This window comes from Microbacterium sp. NPDC058021 (assembly GCF_042885955.1).
Lineage (GTDB): Bacteria > Actinomycetota > Actinomycetes > Actinomycetales > Microbacteriaceae > Microbacterium.
The window spans coordinates 400,215-416,710 of the sequence record NZ_JBHVRF010000003.1 but is presented as its reverse complement, the minus strand read 5'-3'; the positions used below and the strand labels follow the sequence as shown (position 1 = coordinate 416,710).

Annotated in this window: 21 protein-coding genes; 13 read left to right on the top strand and 8 right to left on the bottom strand. The window is 70.8% G+C overall.

From position 1 onward, the window contains the following. Positions 1-28 precede the first annotated feature (28 nt). Entirely contained in the window at positions 29-3,577 is a 3,549-nt protein-coding gene (locus ACFVR6_RS08885; protein WP_386961454.1) for a TM0106 family RecB-like putative nuclease, read from the top strand. A 31-nt stretch (positions 3,578-3,608) separates the two neighbouring features. On the opposite strand, the gene upp is transcribed toward ACFVR6_RS08885, so the two are convergent. From upp to ACFVR6_RS08870, 3 genes are all read right to left on the bottom strand, one after another. Beyond that, a complete protein-coding gene (gene upp, locus ACFVR6_RS08880) occupies positions 3,609-4,241 on the bottom strand; it encodes a uracil phosphoribosyltransferase (RefSeq protein ID WP_386961451.1) in 633 nt (210 codons plus the stop codon). A 525-nt stretch (positions 4,242-4,766) separates the two neighbouring features. After that, positions 4,767-5,123, bottom strand: a complete 357-nt coding sequence (locus ACFVR6_RS08875) for a hypothetical protein (protein ID WP_386961448.1) — start codon at positions 5,121-5,123, stop codon at positions 4,767-4,769. Beyond that, positions 5,120-5,341 carry a hypothetical protein gene (locus ACFVR6_RS08870; RefSeq protein ID WP_386961445.1) on the bottom strand — a complete coding sequence of 74 codons (222 nt, stop codon included), beginning with the start codon at positions 5,339-5,341 and terminating at the stop codon, positions 5,120-5,122. The genes ACFVR6_RS08875 and ACFVR6_RS08870 overlap by 4 nt, the downstream gene beginning before the upstream one ends. Positions 5,342-5,477: 136 nt before the next feature. On the opposite strand from ACFVR6_RS08870, the gene tadA reads away from it, so the two are divergent. Next, positions 5,478-5,915 carry a tRNA adenosine(34) deaminase TadA gene (gene tadA / locus ACFVR6_RS08865; protein WP_386961691.1) on the top strand — a complete coding sequence of 146 codons (438 nt, stop codon included), beginning with the start codon at positions 5,478-5,480 and terminating at the stop codon, positions 5,913-5,915. Positions 5,916-5,933: 18 nt separating this feature from the next. On the opposite strand, the gene ACFVR6_RS08860 is transcribed toward tadA, so the two are convergent. Continuing rightward, positions 5,934-7,049, bottom strand: a complete 1,116-nt coding sequence (locus ACFVR6_RS08860; protein WP_386961442.1) for an alpha/beta fold hydrolase — start codon at positions 7,047-7,049, stop codon at positions 5,934-5,936. A gap of 139 nt (positions 7,050-7,188) precedes the next feature. On the opposite strand from ACFVR6_RS08860, the gene proC reads away from it, so the two are divergent. Next, a complete protein-coding gene (proC, locus tag ACFVR6_RS08855; protein WP_386961439.1) occupies positions 7,189-8,022 on the top strand; it encodes a pyrroline-5-carboxylate reductase in 834 nt (277 codons plus the stop codon). 172 nt (positions 8,023-8,194) lie between these two features. Here proC and ACFVR6_RS08850 read toward each other — a convergent pair whose 3' ends face one another. Both ACFVR6_RS08850 and ACFVR6_RS08845 read right to left on the bottom strand, forming a co-directional pair. Next, positions 8,195-8,866 carry a potassium channel family protein gene (locus tag ACFVR6_RS08850; protein ID WP_386961436.1) on the bottom strand — a complete coding sequence of 224 codons (672 nt, stop codon included), beginning with the start codon at positions 8,864-8,866 and terminating at the stop codon, positions 8,195-8,197. Then, entirely contained in the window at positions 8,859-10,301 is a 1,443-nt protein-coding gene (locus tag ACFVR6_RS08845; protein WP_386961433.1) for a TrkH family potassium uptake protein, read from the bottom strand. Before ACFVR6_RS08845 ends, ACFVR6_RS08850 begins: the two co-directional genes overlap by 8 nt. Before the next feature lie 67 nt (positions 10,302-10,368). On the opposite strand from ACFVR6_RS08845, the gene ACFVR6_RS08840 reads away from it, so the two are divergent. The 6 genes from ACFVR6_RS08840 to ACFVR6_RS08815 all read left to right on the top strand — a co-directional run bounded on the left by ACFVR6_RS08840 (position 10,369) and on the right by ACFVR6_RS08815 (position 12,235). Continuing rightward, positions 10,369-10,773, top strand: a complete 405-nt coding sequence (locus tag ACFVR6_RS08840) for an ArsR/SmtB family transcription factor (RefSeq protein WP_386961431.1) — start codon at positions 10,369-10,371, stop codon at positions 10,771-10,773. Positions 10,774-10,897: 124 nt separating this feature from the next. Further along, a complete protein-coding gene (locus ACFVR6_RS08835; RefSeq protein WP_386961428.1) occupies positions 10,898-11,089 on the top strand; it encodes a helix-turn-helix domain-containing protein in 192 nt (63 codons plus the stop codon). Positions 11,090-11,171: 82 nt separating this feature from the next. Then, positions 11,172-11,270 (top strand): 30S ribosomal protein bS22, encoded by a 99-nt coding sequence (locus ACFVR6_RS08830; protein ID WP_003792170.1) that lies wholly within the window; start codon positions 11,172-11,174, stop codon positions 11,268-11,270. Between the two features lie 116 nt (positions 11,271-11,386). Next, a complete protein-coding gene (locus ACFVR6_RS08825) occupies positions 11,387-11,680 on the top strand; it encodes a rhodanese-like domain-containing protein (protein WP_386961426.1) in 294 nt (97 codons plus the stop codon). 1 nt (position 11,681) lies between these two features. Continuing rightward, positions 11,682-11,939 (top strand): glutaredoxin family protein, encoded by a 258-nt coding sequence (locus tag ACFVR6_RS08820; RefSeq protein ID WP_386961424.1) that lies wholly within the window; start codon positions 11,682-11,684, stop codon positions 11,937-11,939. Beyond that, positions 11,936-12,235, top strand: coding sequence for a Dabb family protein (locus tag ACFVR6_RS08815; RefSeq protein WP_386961421.1), 300 nt, complete (start codon positions 11,936-11,938; stop codon positions 12,233-12,235). Before ACFVR6_RS08820 ends, ACFVR6_RS08815 begins: the two co-directional genes overlap by 4 nt. A gap of 32 nt (positions 12,236-12,267) precedes the next feature. Here ACFVR6_RS08815 and ACFVR6_RS08810 read toward each other — a convergent pair whose 3' ends face one another. Then, on the bottom strand, positions 12,268-13,068 hold the full coding sequence (locus tag ACFVR6_RS08810; RefSeq protein WP_386961418.1) for a tyrosine-protein phosphatase: 801 nt from the start codon (positions 13,066-13,068) through the stop codon (positions 12,268-12,270). Between the two features lie 28 nt (positions 13,069-13,096). Between ACFVR6_RS08810 and ACFVR6_RS08805 the strand changes: the two genes are divergently transcribed. From ACFVR6_RS08805 to ACFVR6_RS08795, 3 genes are read left to right on the top strand one after another with little or no spacing between them, the layout of a single operon-like run. Further along, complete coding sequence (locus ACFVR6_RS08805) at positions 13,097-13,285, top strand: hypothetical protein (RefSeq protein ID WP_386961415.1); 189 nt, start codon at positions 13,097-13,099, stop codon at positions 13,283-13,285. Continuing rightward, positions 13,258-13,680 carry an urea transporter gene (locus ACFVR6_RS08800; RefSeq protein ID WP_386961412.1) on the top strand — a complete coding sequence of 141 codons (423 nt, stop codon included), beginning with the start codon at positions 13,258-13,260 and terminating at the stop codon, positions 13,678-13,680. Before ACFVR6_RS08805 ends, ACFVR6_RS08800 begins: the two co-directional genes overlap by 28 nt. Positions 13,681-13,740: 60 nt before the next feature. Beyond that, entirely contained in the window at positions 13,741-14,241 is a 501-nt protein-coding gene (locus ACFVR6_RS08795; protein ID WP_386961409.1) for a Fur family transcriptional regulator, read from the top strand. A gap of 111 nt (positions 14,242-14,352) precedes the next feature. On the opposite strand, the gene aspS is transcribed toward ACFVR6_RS08795, so the two are convergent. Beyond that, entirely contained in the window at positions 14,353-15,702 is a 1,350-nt protein-coding gene (gene aspS, locus ACFVR6_RS08790) for an aspartate--tRNA(Asn) ligase (RefSeq protein ID WP_386961406.1), read from the bottom strand. 99 nt (positions 15,703-15,801) lie between these two features. On the opposite strand from aspS, the gene ACFVR6_RS08785 reads away from it, so the two are divergent. Beyond that, positions 15,802-16,494: a DedA family protein gene (locus ACFVR6_RS08785; protein WP_386961404.1), complete on the top strand. Its 693-nt coding sequence runs from the start codon at positions 15,802-15,804 to the stop codon at positions 16,492-16,494. Positions 16,495-16,496 lie beyond the last annotated feature (2 nt).

Here is a 16,496-nt window from a genome sequence, read left to right as displayed (position 1 = left end):
CGGCTAGGGTCGAAGGCGAAAGGTGGACATGCGATACATCGAGGACGAAGCCCGAATCGTCTGGAGCGCGAGCGACCTGAAGGCCGCGGCCGAATGCGAGTTCGCGTGGCTCCGCGCGATCGACGCGAAGCTGGGGCGCGTGGCGGCCGTCGAGGAGCCCGTGGACCTCACGCTCGAGCGCGCCGGCCGCCTGGGCATGGCGCACGAGCACCGCGTGCTCGAGGCGTACCGTGACCAGTTTCCCGGCCAGGTGATCGAGATCCCCGAGGCCCGGTCGACGGATGCCACGGCCCTCGGTGACGCGGTGCAGCGCACCAACGAGGCACTGCGCTCCGATGCCGAGGTCATCTACCAGGCGGCCTTCGCCGCCACCGACTTCGTGGGCTTCGCCGACTTCCTCGTGCGCGATCCCGCCACCGGCGGCTGGGTCGTGCAGGACACCAAGCTCGCCCGTCACGCGCGCGTGACAGCGCTCATGCAGCTGGCGGCCTACGTCGTGCAGCTCGATGCCCTCGGGGTGGCGCGCGCCGACCACGTCGAGCTGCTGCTGGGCGACGGCACCGTCTCGACCCACGCGGTGCGCGACCTGCTCCCCACCTTCCGACTGCGCCGCGCCCGCCTGCTCGCTCTCATCGCCGATCGCGAGGTGGCGGCGGGGGCCGCCGGGGCGCCCATCCCGTGGGGCGACCCGCGCGGCGAGCTGGGCGTCATCGCGTGCGGCCGCTGTGCGACATGCGACCTCGAGGTCGTTGCGCACCGCGACCTGCTGGTGGTCGCCGGCATGCGCCCGGTGCAGCGCGAACGGCTGCGCGCCGGCGGCATCACGACGATCGACGACCTCGCCGCAGCCCGCGAGGCACCCGCGCGCATGTCGTGGGACGTCTTCGCGAGCCTGCGCACGCAGGCGCGGCTGCAGCTGGACAGTCCCGCCGGCGTGCCCGAGCCGGCGGCATCCGTCGCGGTCGCACAGGCTGTCGCGGCCGGCGATTCGGGCGCGGCCGACCCCGCGGGCCTTCTCGCGCCCGTCACCGGGCCGGCGCCGATCCCGACGTTCGAGGTCGTCTTCCCGCAGGCGCTCGGCGCGCTGCCGCTGCCCGATGCGGGCGACATGTTCTTCGACTTCGAGGGCGATCCGCTCTACACCGAGGGTGCGGGGACGACGTGGGGCATCGACTACCTCTTCGGCTGGGTCGACGTGCGCGAGCAGTACAGCGCGCTGTGGGCGCACGACTTCGGCGAGGAGCGGGCCGCGTTCGAGCGCTTCCTCGACCTGGTGTCGCTGCGCCGCCGCGAGCGCCCCGGCATGCACATCTATCACTACGCCCCCTACGAGCCGACGCACCTGCTGCAGATGGCGGCCCGCTACGGCGTGCGCGAGGGCGACGTCGACCGGCTCCTGCGCGACGGCGTCTTCGTGGACCTGTACCCGATCGTGCGCCGCGCGCTGCGGGTGGGGTCGCGGTCGTACTCCATCAAGAAGCTCGAGCCGCTGTACATGGGCGACGAGGTGCGCACGAGCGACGTGCAGCGCGGCGACGACTCGATCGTGAAGTACGTGCAGGCCCGCGCCCACGCCGCCGACGGCGACACCGCGGCATCCCAGCAGATCCTCGCCGACCTCGCCGACTACAACCGTTACGACTGCGTCTCCACGCGGCGGCTGCGCGACTGGCTCGTCGAACGGGCGAAGGATGCCGGGATGCGGCCTTCCGTCGAGCCCGACCCGGTCGACTCCGGTTACGACCCCTCGCCGCGCGCCGAGGCGCTCGGTCGGCTCGCCGCGACCGAGGACGACGCCGACGCCCGGGCGCTGCGGCTGGCGGCCGCCGCCATCGACTACTACCCGCGCGAGCGCAAGACGTTCTGGGCCACGCACTTCCTGCGGCTGCGCGAGCCGGTGTCGGTGTGGGCCGACGCCCGCGACGTCGTCGTCTTCGACGCCGAGCGGTCCCGCGTGCTCGAGGACTGGCATCGCCCCGAGGGTGGCAGGGTCGACCGCCGCCTCGTGGAGCTCCGCGGCGAGCCGGCACCGGGCACCCGGCTGAAGGAGCGCGGGCGGCCCTACCTCGTGTACGAGCGGCCCGCGCCCTTCCCCGTCGACGCCGGGCCGCGCGCTCTGCACGCCGCGCGCTCGGCCGAGATCGTCGAGGTGCTCGATGACGGCGTCATCGTCAGCGAGACGCCCGTCGACGGGTTCACCTGGTCAGAGCTGCCGGTCGCGTTGACCCCCGAGGGCCCGCCCGCGGCCGGCAGCCAGCAGGGTGCGATCGACGAGTGGGCGGATGCCGTCATCGCCGCGAGCCCGGCTCTGCCCGCCGATGCCGCCACGGACCTGCTGCGCCGCATCCCGCCGCGCACGCGCTCGGGAGCCCTGGCGCGCGGCACGGGGGACCGCATCTCCGACATCACCGCGACCATCGCCGACCTCGACCACAGCTATCTCGCCGTGCAGGGACCTCCCGGCACCGGCAAGACCTTCGTCGGCTCGCACGTCATCGCGCGGCTGGTGGCCGAGCGCGGCTTCCGCGTGGGCGTGGTGGCCCAGTCGCACGCCGTCGTCGAGAACATGCTCGACCGCATCGTCGCGGCGGGAGTGCCGAAGGGGCAGGTCGCCAAAGCGATCAAGGACGCCCCGACGGGGGAGGAGTCCTTCACCGTCATCGCCAAGAACGGGGTCGCCGCCTTCACCGCCGATCAGCCCGGCGGGTTCGTCGTCGGCGGCACGGCGTGGGACTTCTGCCACCCCGCCCGCGTGCCGCGCCAGAGCCTCGACCTGCTCGTGATCGACGAGGCCGGCCAGTTCTCATTGGCATCCACCATCGCCGTCTCGGTCGCCGCGTCGCGGCTGCTGCTGCTGGGCGACCCGCAGCAGCTGCCCCAGGTCAGTCAGGGGACCCACCCCGAACCGGTGGACACCTCCGCCCTCGGGTGGGTCATGGACGGCGCCGAGGTCATCGACGAGGCGTACGGGTACTTCCTGGCGCAGACGTGGCGCATGCATCCGGCCGTCGCCGCGCCCGTGTCGGAGCTGGCGTATGCCGGTGAGCTGGCCTCCCACCCGTCGGCTGCGGAGCGGCTGGTGGCCGGCATCGAGCCGGGAGTGCACCCCGTCGCCGTGCGGCATCACGGCAATGCGACGCAGTCGCCCGAGGAGGCGGCGGAGGTCGTGCGCATCGTCCGCGACGTCGTCGGGCGGGCGTGGACCGACGGCGCCGGTGCGCCGCCGCGACGGCTGACTCCCGCGGACATCATCGTGGTGACGCCGTACAACGCGCAGCAGGTGCAGGTGGAGGAGGCGCTGGCCGCAGCCGGATTCGGCGACGTGCCCGTGGGCACCGTCGACCGGTTCCAGGGGCAGGAGGCGGCGATCGCGATCGTCTCGCTCGCGGCATCCAGTGGACGAGACGCCCCGCGCGGGCTGGAGTTCCTGCTGCTGCAGAACCGGCTCAACGTCGCGGTCTCGCGCGCGAAGTACGCCGCCTACGTCGTGTACGCCCCGGGTGTGCTCGACGACCTGCCGCGCACTCCGGAGGGCGTGGCGCGGCTGAGCGCCTTCGCCCGCCTCGTCGGGGCGTAGGGCTCAGGCGCGGCCGGCTCAGCGGTGCGGGTCAGACCGTGCCGTAGAGGCGGTCGCCGGCGTCGCCGAGGCCGGGCACGATGTACCCCTTCTCGTCCAGACGCTCGTCCAGCGCGCCGAGCACGAGGGTCACGTCGCGGTCGCCGACCTGCTTCTCGATGGCCGCGACGCCCTCCGGGGCGCCGAGGATGCAGATGGCGGTGACGTCCTGGGCGCCGCGGGCGAAGAGGAAGTCGATCGCCGCGCCGAGTGACCCGCCGGTGGCGAGCATGGGGTCCAGCACGAAGCACTGCCGGTCGCTGAGGTCGTCGGGCAGCCGCTCGGCATAGGTGGCCGGCTGCAGGGTCACCTCGTCGCGCAGCATCCCGAGAAAGCCCACCTCGGCGGTCGGCATGAGCTTGACCATGCCCTCGAGCATGCCCAGACCCGCGCGCAGGATCGGCACGACGAGCGGACGCGGCTCACTGAGCTTCACGCCGGTCGTCTCGGTGACGGGGGTGCGGATGGCGACGGGCTCCACGTGCACATTGCGGGTCGCCTCGTAGGCGAGAAGCGTGACGAGTTCCTCGACCAGCTGGCGGAACATCGGCGACGGGGTGCGCTCGTCGCGCAGCACGGTCAGCTTGTGGGTGATGAGGGGGTGGTTGGCCACGTGCACACGCATGAGTCCAGCCTACGCGGTGGGCTCCTCCGCCGCGGGCGCCGCATTCCAGGCGGCGCCCAGGATGATGTTGTCGGCCAGCAGCCGCACCTCGGCCAGCTGTTCGAGGTGGGGCGTCGAGAAGCTCACCAGGCACAGCCCCCGGCCCGTCGGGGAACGCGAGCCAGTAGTCGATGACCCCCAGGGGGCGCCCCGCGAGTTCGGCCGGCCCCATGCGGCGGCTGGTCAACCGCAGTGCGATCGGCTTCGACTCCGGTTGCTCGGTCACGGTCACCCCGCACAGTCGTCGCCAGCCTATCCACGCATGCTTCGCCCGCCCGCCCGCCCGCCCGCCCGCCCGCCCGCCGCGTCCGCGTCGTGGTGGCTCACCTGCCGCGTGGTGCGGCTTCCGCGCCCGGGAACCCGCGTTGCGGGACGGGGGAGCGCCGCCGCGTCGCGTCGTGGTGGCTCACCTGCGGTCGCGGACGCGTGTCATCGCACCGTGAGCGTCAGGTCGTCGACGGGATCAGGACGTTCGGATGTTCTGCATCAGCCATAGGCGCGGAGGAGGGCACTGAACAGCCGGGCATCGTTCGTGATCATCGCCTCGCCGATTTCGCGGAATCGGCGACCGTTGCTGGGAAACCGTTGAGGTTCCAGTCGCAGTCCTGGGGACACTTCGTACAGCAGGCCTTCCGCGACCGGTTCGTCGTCGTCGGTCCAGACTGACCGTGAGGCGACGTACCCGAACCTCGCGCCGCCGGCCGCGTCCAAACGGACGAACCCGCGGTACGGCTCGCCTGCGTGTACCGGTGATGTCGCAGGCAACCGCTCTGCTCGCCACTCGGGAGCAGACGCAGCCAGCGAGACAGTGTGGGCGAATTCACGCGCGTCGATGCGGGTCACGGGAACGCCCCCTGCGACGTGGTGACGCGGCCGACGAGCGGATCGAACGGGTCGCCGCCGCGGAACACCCACTCGGCACCTCCGCCGGGCATGCCGTCCAGCGGCAGTGCGTGCCGGACGTGCAGCACTTGCGAGGCATCGGCGACGGTGCCAACGGACAGCTGGGTCATGCCGTTGACATCCGGCAGGCCGAACAGGTCGATCTTCAGATCCGGCATCCGGTGCTCCTCCCCGCCGTGAGCGAGTCTAGGGCGCGCCCGGCTGCGCGCCGATGGGGAGAAGTCCCCGTGTGCGCCGGCCGGGCAATAGCCTGGTCGCGTGGATCTCCCCGCCCGTGACGCCGACCTGGCCGCGATGGACCGCGCGCTGGCGCTCGCCGCCGAGGCCGCCGAGGGTGGCGACATCCCCGTCGGGGCGGTGGTGACGGATGCCGCCGGCACGATCATCGGTGAGGGGCGCAATCTGCGCGAGGCGACGCACGACCCCCTCGCGCACGCCGAAGTCGTCGCGCTGCGCGCCGCCGCCCAGGCGCTGGGCTCGTGGAACCTGTCCCGCTGCACGCTGGTCGTGACCCTCGAACCGTGTCTCATGTGCGCGGGCGCGATCATCCAGTCGCACGTGGACCGGCTCGTCTTCGGAGCCTGGGACGACAAAGCCGGGGCGGCGGGGTCGATGTATGACGTCGTGCGCGACCGGCGGCTGCCCCACCGGGCCGAGGTGATCGCCGGGGTGCGTCAGGAGGAGGCATCCGCGCTGCTGCGCGCCTTCTTCGGCGCGCGCCGCGACCCCTGAGCCGGCGGAGGCGGGAGCTCAGTCGGACGAGGCGATGACGATGGCCTCGGTGGGCGGGGCGGGGTCGGCCGGGCGGCCGATGTAGCCGATCGCGGCGAGCAGAGCGTGTCGGAACTTCGCCGGGCTCTCCAGGTGCGGCGTGTGGCCGATGCCCTCGAGGGCGAGTTCCACGACCTCGCCGCCGGCGGCGGCGTAGGCGCCGAGCACGTCGCGGGTCTGGGTGACCATGGGCTGCGCCGGGGCCACCTGCTCGCCCGGCCAATCGGGGATCACCCCGACCTCGCCGAGTTGGTTGACGTCGGAGAACGAGGCATCCGACACGATCACATCGGCGGTGCCGTGCACCCACAGGATCGGCGGCTTGGGCTCGATCGAAACGATGCCGGACACGTCGAAGTACCGCGGTGCGAGCGCGTTGAGCGCGCCGATCGTGCCGGCGGCGAAGCCCGGCCAGGTGTCGGTGTGGACGATGTCGCCGGGGTAGTTGCCGGTAGCCGTCGAGGTGCTGAGCATCGACGCGACCCACACGTCCTCGTGGTCGGTGCGGTAGTCGGGTGCGACATAGGTGGCGCGGAAGACACGGCGCGGCGAGGTGATGGCCTCGTCACCGTCATCGCGCGCCGTCAGACGGTCGACGAAGTCGGGATTGGCCGTGCCCGCGCCGCACCCCGCGTCGTCGTCGGTCAGGCGCGATCCGTCGCGGCGGGTGCCGCCGAAGCCGTAGGGCGAGACGGGGGATTCGAGCGTGAGCGAGAGCACGGGGTGATCCAGCGCGTACTGCATCACCACGCCCGCCCCCATCGCCCAGCCGACCAGGTGCGTCGCCGGCAGCCCCAGCGCCTCGAGCACGGCGTGCAGGTCGTCGCTGAAGTCGCGCACGCCCCGCGTCGCGTCGACGGGCTCGTGGTCGGTATCACCGTAGCCGCGCAGATCCACCGCGATGGCACGCAGGTCGCCGGGCAGATCCTGCATGAGTTCCTGCCAGATCAGGCTCGACGACACGTTGCCGTGCACGAAGACCACGGTGCGGTCGGCGGGGGTGGCGGCGTCGTCGGCGATGCGCTCGAGGATGTTGACCGTCAGGCGCGGCGTCTCGATGAGGCGTGCCGAGATCCCGTCGAGGAGGGTCTGCATGGTGCGTCCTTCGTCTGCTCGGTGGCCCGGCCGGCGGGGCCGTGCCCGTTCTCGTCACTATAGCCGCGCGCCGGCTCCGATCCGATGGGCCCGGAGCCGTCTCAAATCACCCGCCGGGAGTGTCTGGGAAGATGGCGGCATGACTTCTGCGCTGCCTCCTGTCGCGATCCTCGGTGCCGGTTCCATGGGTGGGGCGGTGCTGCACGGCCTCGTCCGATCGGGGCTCGCCCCGGCGGTGACGGTCACCAACCGCACCGCCGAGAAGGCGGCGAAGCTCGACGGGCTCGCGGGCGTCACGAGCATCGCGCTGGAGAACGAGCCCGACGGCAACGCCCGCGCCGCGGCATCCGCCGACATCGTGCTCATCGGCGTGAAGCCGGGCATGGTGCCCGATCTCCTTCGCGAGATCGCGGGCGGGCTGCGCCCCGGCACGATCGTGGTGAGCCTGGCCGCCGGCGTCACCGTCGCGACCTTCGAGTCGATCCTCGGCTCCGACGTCGCGGTGCTGCGCTCCATGCCCAACACGCCCGCCCTCGTCGGCAAGGGCGTCACGGGCCTTGCCGGCGGCACCGCCGCGACCGCCGAGGACATCGCGCTCGTGCGGCGCCTGTTCGAAACGGTCGGCGCCGTGGTCGACGTCCCCGAAGACCAGATCGACGCGCTCTCGACGATCTCGGGCTCGGGCCCCGCGTACGTCTTCCTGCTGATCGAACAGCTCACCGCGGCCGCCCGCGGCAAGGGCTTCGACGATGCGTCGGCGCGGCTCATGGTGGAGCAGACGTTCATCGGTGCCACGGCGCTGCTCGAGGCATCGGGGGAGGAGCCGGCGGAGCTGCGCCGTCAGGTGACCAGCCCCAAGGGCACCACCGAGCGGGCCGTGGCCGTGCTGCAGGACGCGCACCTGGACGACGTGTTCGCCCGGGCGACGGATGCCGCGCTGGCGCGGGCCCGCGAACTCGCCGCCGGCTCCTGACACCCGCCCGCCGCGCGCGCCGTCGTGCTCGGTGGTCGCGAAGGTCCCGCCGCGCGCGCTGCGGGGGTGCGGATGCGACGACCGAGCCCCGGGCGGCCGCGACCCGTCGCGCTCGGTGGTCGCGAAGGTCCCGCCGCGCGCGCTGCGGGGGTGCGGATGCGACGACCGAAGGTCAGCGGTCGAGTCCGGCGAACCGTTCGATGTCGGAGTTGGTCCCCGACACGATGATGAGGTCGTGGTTGGTGACGACCGTGTTCGCCTCGGCGTAGCGGAACGGCTTTCCCGGGCTCTTCACGCCCACGACCGTGACGCGGTACTTGGTGCGCACGCCCGATTCGTTGAGGCCGACGCCGCGGATGAACTTCGGCGGGTACATCTTGGCCAGTACGAAGTCGTCGTCGAACCGGATGAAGTCCAGCATCCGCCCGCTCACCAGGTGCGCCACGCGCTCGCCGGCTTCGCGTTCGGGGTAGACCACGTGGTTCGCACCGACGCGGGCGAGGATCTTGCCGTGCGACTGCGAGACGGCCTTGGCCCAGATCTGCGGCACCTTGAGGTCGACGAGGTTCGCGGTGATGAGCACGGATGCCTCGATGGAGGAGCCGGTCGCGACGATCGCCACCTGGAAGTCCTGCGCGCCCACCTGCTTCAGCGCATCGATGTTGCGGCCGTCGGCCTGCACCGTGTGGGTGACGCGCTCGGACCACTTCTGCACGAGCTCGAGGTTGGCGTCGATGGCGAGCACCTCGCGATCGAGGCGATCGAGTTCGCCCGCGCACGCGGCGCCGAACCGGCCGAGGCCGATGACGAGGACGGGGGCGTCGCCCCGGATCTGCTCAACCAACGATCGGCCTTTCCACCGGCATCGAGTACAGCTGCGAACGCGCGGTCGCTGCCACCGCCGCTGCGAGTGTCACTGTACCAACGCGCCCCATGAACATGGTCGCCGCGAGGACGTAGATCGCGGAGTCCGGCAGCTCTGCGGTGAGCCCGGTCGACAGGCCCACCGTCGCGAAGCCGGAGATCACGTCGAACAGCACCAGCTCCACCGGTGCCTTCGTGATCTGGGTGATGGTGATCGTCGACAGCGCAACGATGGTCGCGCCCCACGCCACGACCGACAGCGCGACGCGCTGCACGTCGCTCGGGATGCGACGGCCGAACGCCTCGACAGACTGGCGACCCTTGGCCTCCGACCACACCGCGAGGGCGAGCACGGCCAGCGTCGTCACCTTGATGCCGCCTGCGGTCGAGGCCGACCCGCCACCGACGAACATGAGCATCGAACCCGCCACGAGCGACGAGCCGTTGAGTTCGCCGATGTCCACGACCGAGAACCCACCCGAGCGTGTCATCGCCGACAGGAAGAACGACTGGAACACGGTGTCCCAGGCATCCATCGACCCGAAGGTCTTGGGATTGAGGTACTCCAGGCTCAGGAACACGATCGCGCCGGCGAAGAACAGGATGACGGTCGTGATGAGGGTGAGCTTGGAGTGCAGCGACCAGCGGCGCACGTGCCAGGTGTGCCGCCAGAGCGTGAAGATCACCGGGAAGCCGATGGACCCGAGGAAGACGCCGGCCATCAGCACGCCGAGGAAGTAGTAGTCGTCGGCGAAGGGGGCGAGTCCCTCCGCGTTCGGCACGAAGCCGGTGTTCGTGAACGACATCGCCGCGTAGTACGGCGCTTCCCAGAGGGCGGCGACGGGGTCGATGCCCGCGACGATCAGCGCGGGGTAGATGAGGATGGTCAGCACGGCCTCGATGATGAGGGTCGACAGTGCCACGGTCGCCAGCAGCTGGCCCACTTCGCCCAGTCGCACGGTCTGGCCCTCGTTGACGGGCCCGCCGTGCGCGCGCAGCGGGTTGCTGTCGCCGGCGGCGATGAGCTTGGCGCGCAGCCCGAGGCGCTTGGAGATGACGAGCCCGAGGATGGAGGCGAGGGTCAGCACGCCGAGCGCGCCGACGTTGACGCCGATGTAGGTGAACACGTGCCCCAGCGGGGACCAGTGCGAGTACATGTCGACGGTCGACAGGCCCGTGACGCAGATCGTGGACACGGCGGTGAAGAGGGCATCGGCCAGCGCGGTCGGCTTGCCGTCGGCGGCCGCCGCCGGAAGCGAATACAGCGCCGTGAACAGCAGGATGAGCGCGACGAAGATCAGCACCGCGAAACGGGCAGGGGAAGCGGTGGTCAACGAACGCAGTTCGTCCCACACCCACTCGAGCCGAGCCAGAATGCCGCGCCGCAGACGCGTGCCGACGGTGTCCCCCGTCATGCGGCGTCCTCCTCGCTCTTGGATCCGTGTCATGGTACTCCCGCGGAGGCGCCGCTAACCTATCCTCATGGCGGATATCTTCGACGTGATCGCCGACGGCACCCGTCGGGACATCCTGCAGCTTCTGCTTGATCGCGCCGGCAACGGCGAACGCGGAGGCACCAGCGTCTCGCACATCGTGCAGGACCTCGGCGTCAGCCAGCCGACGGTCTCCAAGCACCTCAAGGTCCTGCGCGAGGCCGAACTCGTCTCGGTGCGCGAGGAGGGCCAGCACCGGTACTACAGCCTGTCGACCGCGCCGCTGGACGCCGTGGACGACTGGCTCATGCCGTTCCTGCTCGAAGAGGAGTCCGACGACGGCTCGCCGAGCCTCAACGACTCCGCCGCTCAGGCCGCCGAAGCGGTCGGGCGCGCTGCGGCATCCGCCAAGCACGCCCTCTCGAACGTGTTCAGCAGGATGCCGGGGCGCTGACCCGACGCAACGCCGCTCCTCTTCCGTCACAGGGGAAGCGTCTGCCCCAATCGCCCCACGAATCCCAGTGGTTTACAGGCGTCGCCCCCACGGCCTAGAGTGGCCACAGCGTGAGGGGGAAACCATGGCTGAACTGCCGGATATGCGATTCTTGACGGTCGCCGAGGTCGCCGATCTCATGCGTGTGTCGAAGATGACGGTCTACCGTCTCGTGCACGCGGGGGAGCTGCCCGCCGTGCGGTTCGGGCGCAGTTATCGGGTGCCCGAGAGCGCGGTGCTCGACGCCCTGCAACGTCCCGTCGCCGACGTCGGCTAGACTGATCTGAGGCATTTTTCGTTTGCCCCGATCCCGGGTGCGGTACCGCCGCTCCCAGACCCCCGACATAGTGAGGTTTTCCGTGGGTTCTGTCATCAAGAAGCGCCGCAAGCGCATGGCGAAGAAGAAGCACCGCAAGCTGCTTCGCAAGACTCGCCACCAGCGCCGCAACAAGAAGTAAAAAGCGGCATCCGACACAAGCGCCCCCGACCGGTCCTTTGCAGTCGAGACGCGGCTCAGCCGCGGATCGATGACCGCGTCGCAGGGGGCGCTTCGTGTTCTGTCGAAGGGACCGTCATGAAGTCGATCACCGTTCAGCAGCTGCGCGAGCGTCAGGGCACGCCGCTCATCGACGTGCGCGAGGAGCACGAGTTCGCCGCCGGCCACGTGCCCGGCGCGATCAACCTGCCGATGTCCGCGCTCGGCGGGCAGCTCGACCGCCTCCCCGACGAACCGTTCGATGTGATCTGCCAGGTCGGCGGGCGGTCGGGCCAGGTCGTGGCCGCCCTCACCCAGCGTGGGTACGACGCGACGAACGTCGACGGCGGCACGTCCGAGTGGATCGCGGCGGGGTTCCCGGTCGAGCACTGACGTGACGACGCTGACCATCATCACCAAGCCCGACTGCCACCTCTGCGACGTCGCACGGGAGATCGTCGACGCGGTCGTCGCCGACTTCCCCGAAGACCGCGTCGAGGTTGCGGAGGCGTCGATCCTCGACGACCCCGCGCTCTACGAGCAGTGGTGGGAGAAGATCCCGGTCGTCCTCATCGACGGTCGGCTGCATGCACACTGGCGCGTCTCGCCCGACCGGCTGCGCGCCGCACTCACCGAGGAGATCTCCGCATGATCCGTCACATCGTGGCCTTCAAGCTCGCCGCCGACGACGCGGGCACCCGTGCCGCGCAGGCCGCAGAAGCCGGCCGCCGCCTCGAGGCGCTCGTGGGCGTCGTGCCGACGCTGCGCGCCATGAGCGCGGGCGCGAACGCACTCGACCTTCCCGGCAACTGGGATCTCGCCCTCGTCGCCGATTTCGACGGCGCGGCGGGCCTCGACGCCTACCAGGTGCACCCCGCGCACGAGGAGGTCGCCGCGTTCATCGGCGGCATCCGCTCCGACCGCGTGGCCGTCGACCTCGAGGTCTGACGCGACGGCTGCCGTACCGTCGCGCCCGCCGATCAGGCGGCGAGGCGTGCGCGCAGCGCGGCCAGCTCGGTGTCGGTGAGGCCGCCGGACTGCAGGTACGCCGCCGATCCGCCCCGCTCGTCGAGCCAGCCGAGGGCTTCTTCGATGGCGGATGCCGGTGAGCCGACGACCAGCGATGTGAGTGCGGGGGTCAGCGGGACCCCCATCTTCTCGATCACTCCGAGCATGCGCTCGGCCCACGGCCCCGACAGGTTCCGCTCGGACACGGCGTAGTCCGCCACGATCGCCTCCCGCTCGGCGCCGACGGCATCGAGAATGACCGCGATGGCCACTCCCGTGCGGTCCTTCCCCGCCGTGCAGTGGACGAGCACGCCCTGCTGGGGTGTCGTCGGCACGGCGATCGTGCGCGCCACTTCGGCGAACGCCGTGGCGCCGTGCTGGAGCATCCCGATGTACAGCTGCCCGAGCGTCGGCAGGTCGTGGAGGGCCTCGGCGACCGCGCTCGCGGCGGCATCCGCGTCGCCGGCCTGGCGTCCCGCCTGCATGGCCTGCTGTGCGAGCCCCGTCAGCGCGCCCTCGAGCAACGGCAGGGTCACGGTGCGGAAGGAGCGGCTGGCCGGCAGCCGGTTGGGGGCCATCTGCTGCTCGAACGCCGTGCGGAAGTCGACGATCACGTCGATGTCGGTCGCGGCGAGCTGCTCCAGGCCGTCGGCGGTCAGCCCGCTCAGTGCATCGGAGCGGTAGAGCACCCCGGTCGGGGTGGCGCCCCCGCCTCGCAGCGGCATCCCGCCGGTGTCTCGGGAGTTGACGGTGCCTTCGAGCATCTGCGACATGCGCCGAGCCTAACCCCGCTGCCGCGCCGTGGCAGCGGACCGCAACCCCTCTCTGTTCACGAAGACCCCGCTGAAGAAGTACGACCTGCCGTACACGACGGCGCCGTTCGTCATCGTCGCGACGATCATCGTGCTGTCGACCCTCGTTCTGGCCGTCGACGGCGCGGCATCGGATCTGCCCGACGAGCCGTGCAGGCGTTCTTCCTGTCGCTGCTGACCAACGTGTCGCAGGTAGTGCTCGTGGACAGCCCCATCGCGGGCGCCCTCATCCTGCTCGGACTGTTCATCGCCAGCTGGCAGGTGGGGCTGGCCGCGGTGCACGGCTCGGTCATGGGCACGCTCACGGCCATCGTGATGGGCGAATCGTGGAACGAGATCGCCAACGGGCTCGCGAACTACTCGGGGGTGCTGACCGCGATCGCGCTGGCGGTGACCTTCCTCAAGAGCTCGACGGCGTCGTGGCTGTACGCGCTGCCGTGGATCGTCATCACCGCGATCGTCACGCTGCTGATGCACCGGCTCGGCCTCGAGACCTATACGTGGCCTTACATCCTCACCACGTGGGTCGCGCTGATCGTGGCGTACTACGTGCAGGGACTCAAGCGCACGTGACGCCCGTGCGGGGTGCGCGCGGGGTAGAGGATGCCGCGTGCCGGTGGCACCATGAGGGTCATGCCTGACCCCGGAGCCCGCCTCGAGCACGATGCGATGCACTCCGCCGCGCGGGACGAGGACCTGCGTGCCGCGCTCGCGGCGCTGCGGCAGCGGGGAGAACGGGTGACCGCTCCCCGCCGCGCCGTGCTGACGGTGCTGGCCGGCCGTGCCGACCACCTCACCGCCGATGACGTCTCGGCGCTGCTGGAAGGCAGCGACGTGCACCGCGCGACCGTGTACCGCACGCTCGATCTGCTGGCGGCATCGGGCGTGGTCTCACGGCAGCACTCGCAGGGCGGTGCGACGCGCTTCCACCTGGCGACGGTGGGGGAGTCCCGTAAGCACCTGCATGGGCACTGCACCGACTGCGGCGCCGTCGTCGTGCTCCCCGTCGGCGCGTTCCGCACGGCGGCGCGCATGCTGCGGGCGTCGACCGGCTTCGCGATGTCGCTGCCGCAGAGCACGCTGATCGGGCGGTGCGCCGCGTGCCTGGCGGCCGCCGCCGCCCCCTCCCGCTGAAACCACAGTTGGCGGCCGAGACAATGGGAAATCCCCATGGTCTCGGCCGCCAGCTGTGGTCTCACGGACCGGGGGCCGGGCCGGGCCGGCGCCGCGGCGCGGCGGGCCGGCCTACGGGGCCAGGCGGGTGGGGCCGCGGAAGAGGTAGGTGACCTCGCGGATCGAGTCCTGACCCAGCAGCAGCATCATCACGCGGGCAAGGCCCATGCCGAAACCGCCGTGCGGCGGGGCGCCGAAGCGGAAGAAGTCGAAGTAGAAGTCGAGGTGCTCCGGCTCCAGACCCTTCTCGCGGGCCTGCTCGATCAGCACATCCACGCGGTGCTCGCGCTGCGCGCCGGTGGTGATCTCCACGCCCTTGAACAGCAGGTCGTACGACTTCGTCAGCCCGGTCTCCTCGTCGCGCATGTGGTAGAACGCACGGATCTCGGGGTGGTAGTCGGTGATGAAGACGAACTGGTGTCCGTAGGTCTCCTCGACGTAGGCGGAGATCTGACGCTCGCCCTCGGGGTCGAGGTCGCCGTCGGTGCGGGGGATGTCGTATCCGCGTGCCTTGACGATCTCGCGGGCCTCGGCCAGCGGGATGCGCGGGAACGGCAGCTGCGGCACCTGCACGTCGATCCCGAACAGTTCCTGGATCTCGTCGCCGTGCTTGTCCTTGACCGCCTGGATGGCGGTGGCCAGCAGTTCCTCCTGCATCGCCGCGACGTCCTCGTGCGAGTCGATCCAGCTGATCTCGGCGTCGATCGAGGTGAACTCGGTCGCGTGACGGCTCGTGAACGACGGGTCGGCGCGGAAGGCGGGGGCGATCTCGAAGATCTTGCCGAAGCCGGCGACCTGCGCCATCTGCTTGTAGAACTGCGGCGACTGCGCGAGGTAGGCCGTCTTGTCCTCGAAGTAGGGCACCTCGAACAGCTCGGCGTTGGACTCCGAGGCGGATGCCATGAGCTTGGGGGTGTGGATCTCGATGTAGTCGCGCTCGATCCAGTACGACCGCATCGCGTGCTCGAGGGTGGTCTGCACGCGGAAGATGAGGTTGTTGCGACGCTGGCGGAGGTCCAGGAAGCGCCAGTCCATGCGCTTGTCCATGCCGCTGTCGGCGGCGATGGGGGTCTCCGGCAGGGCGGCGGATGCCACGTCGAGCGTGCCGATCTTGATCTCGACGCCGCCGAGCTTGACGCGCTCGTCGTGCTTGAGCTCACCGGTGACGGTGAGGAAGGTGCCGGTGGTCAGCTCGGAGATGAGCGAGGTCAGCGCCAGCGCTGCGGCATCCTGCTCTGCCGCCGCCTCGGGATCGGCGGCCGGGCGCGTGGCGGGATTGACCAGCTGCACGGCGCCGGTCTCATCCCGCAGGATGACGAACTGCACCTTCTTCTGGTCGCGGACGGTCTCCACCCATCCGGACACCGTGACGGGCCCATCGGGGAGACCCTGAAGCTGCTGGACGAGAACGCGTTCACTCACGATCGACCAGTCTACGTGCGGGAGGCTTTCGCGGAATCCCGGCCGACGCGTACGGGCTTCGCCCAGGTTTCCCGGCACCGCCTTCCCTAGCGTGGAGAGATGACGCTCGCCGCCGTGACGATTGCCGCCGCCGCCTCCGACGCCTCGGACGGCTCCTGGCTGACCGCACTGGCGGATTGGACGGTGTCGCTGATGGACACCATCGGCCCCGTCGGCGCGGGGGCGGCGATCGCGCTGGAGAGCCTCTTCCCGCCGCTGCCCAGCGAGGCCATCCTGCCGATGGCGGGCCTGGCGGCCAGCCGCGGCGGATTCACCCTGTTCGAAGCGCTGCTGTGGACGACCGCCGGATCGGTGGTCGGAGCGTTCCTGCTCTACGGCCTCGGCGCGTGGCTCGGTGCCGGCCGGCTGCGGGCGATCGCCGCGAAGGTGCCGCTGCTGCATCCCGAGGACATCGACCGCACCATCGCGTGGTTCGCCAAGCACGGCGGCAAGGCCGTGTTCTTCGGGCGCATGATCCCGATCTTCCGAAGCCTCATCTCCATCCCGGCCGGCGTCGCCCGCATGCCGGTGTGGCGGTTCGGTCTGCTGACGCTTGCGGGAAGTGCGATCTGGAACAGCATCTTCGTGCTGGCCGGGTTCTTCCTGGGCGAGTCGTGGCACGTCGTCGAGGCGTATGCCGATGTGCTGCAATACGTCGTGATCATCGCCGTGGCGGTGGGTGTGGCCTGGTTCCTCTACGCCCGCATCCGGGCGCTACTGGACGCCCGCACCCCGGACGCCGACGCCGCCTGAGA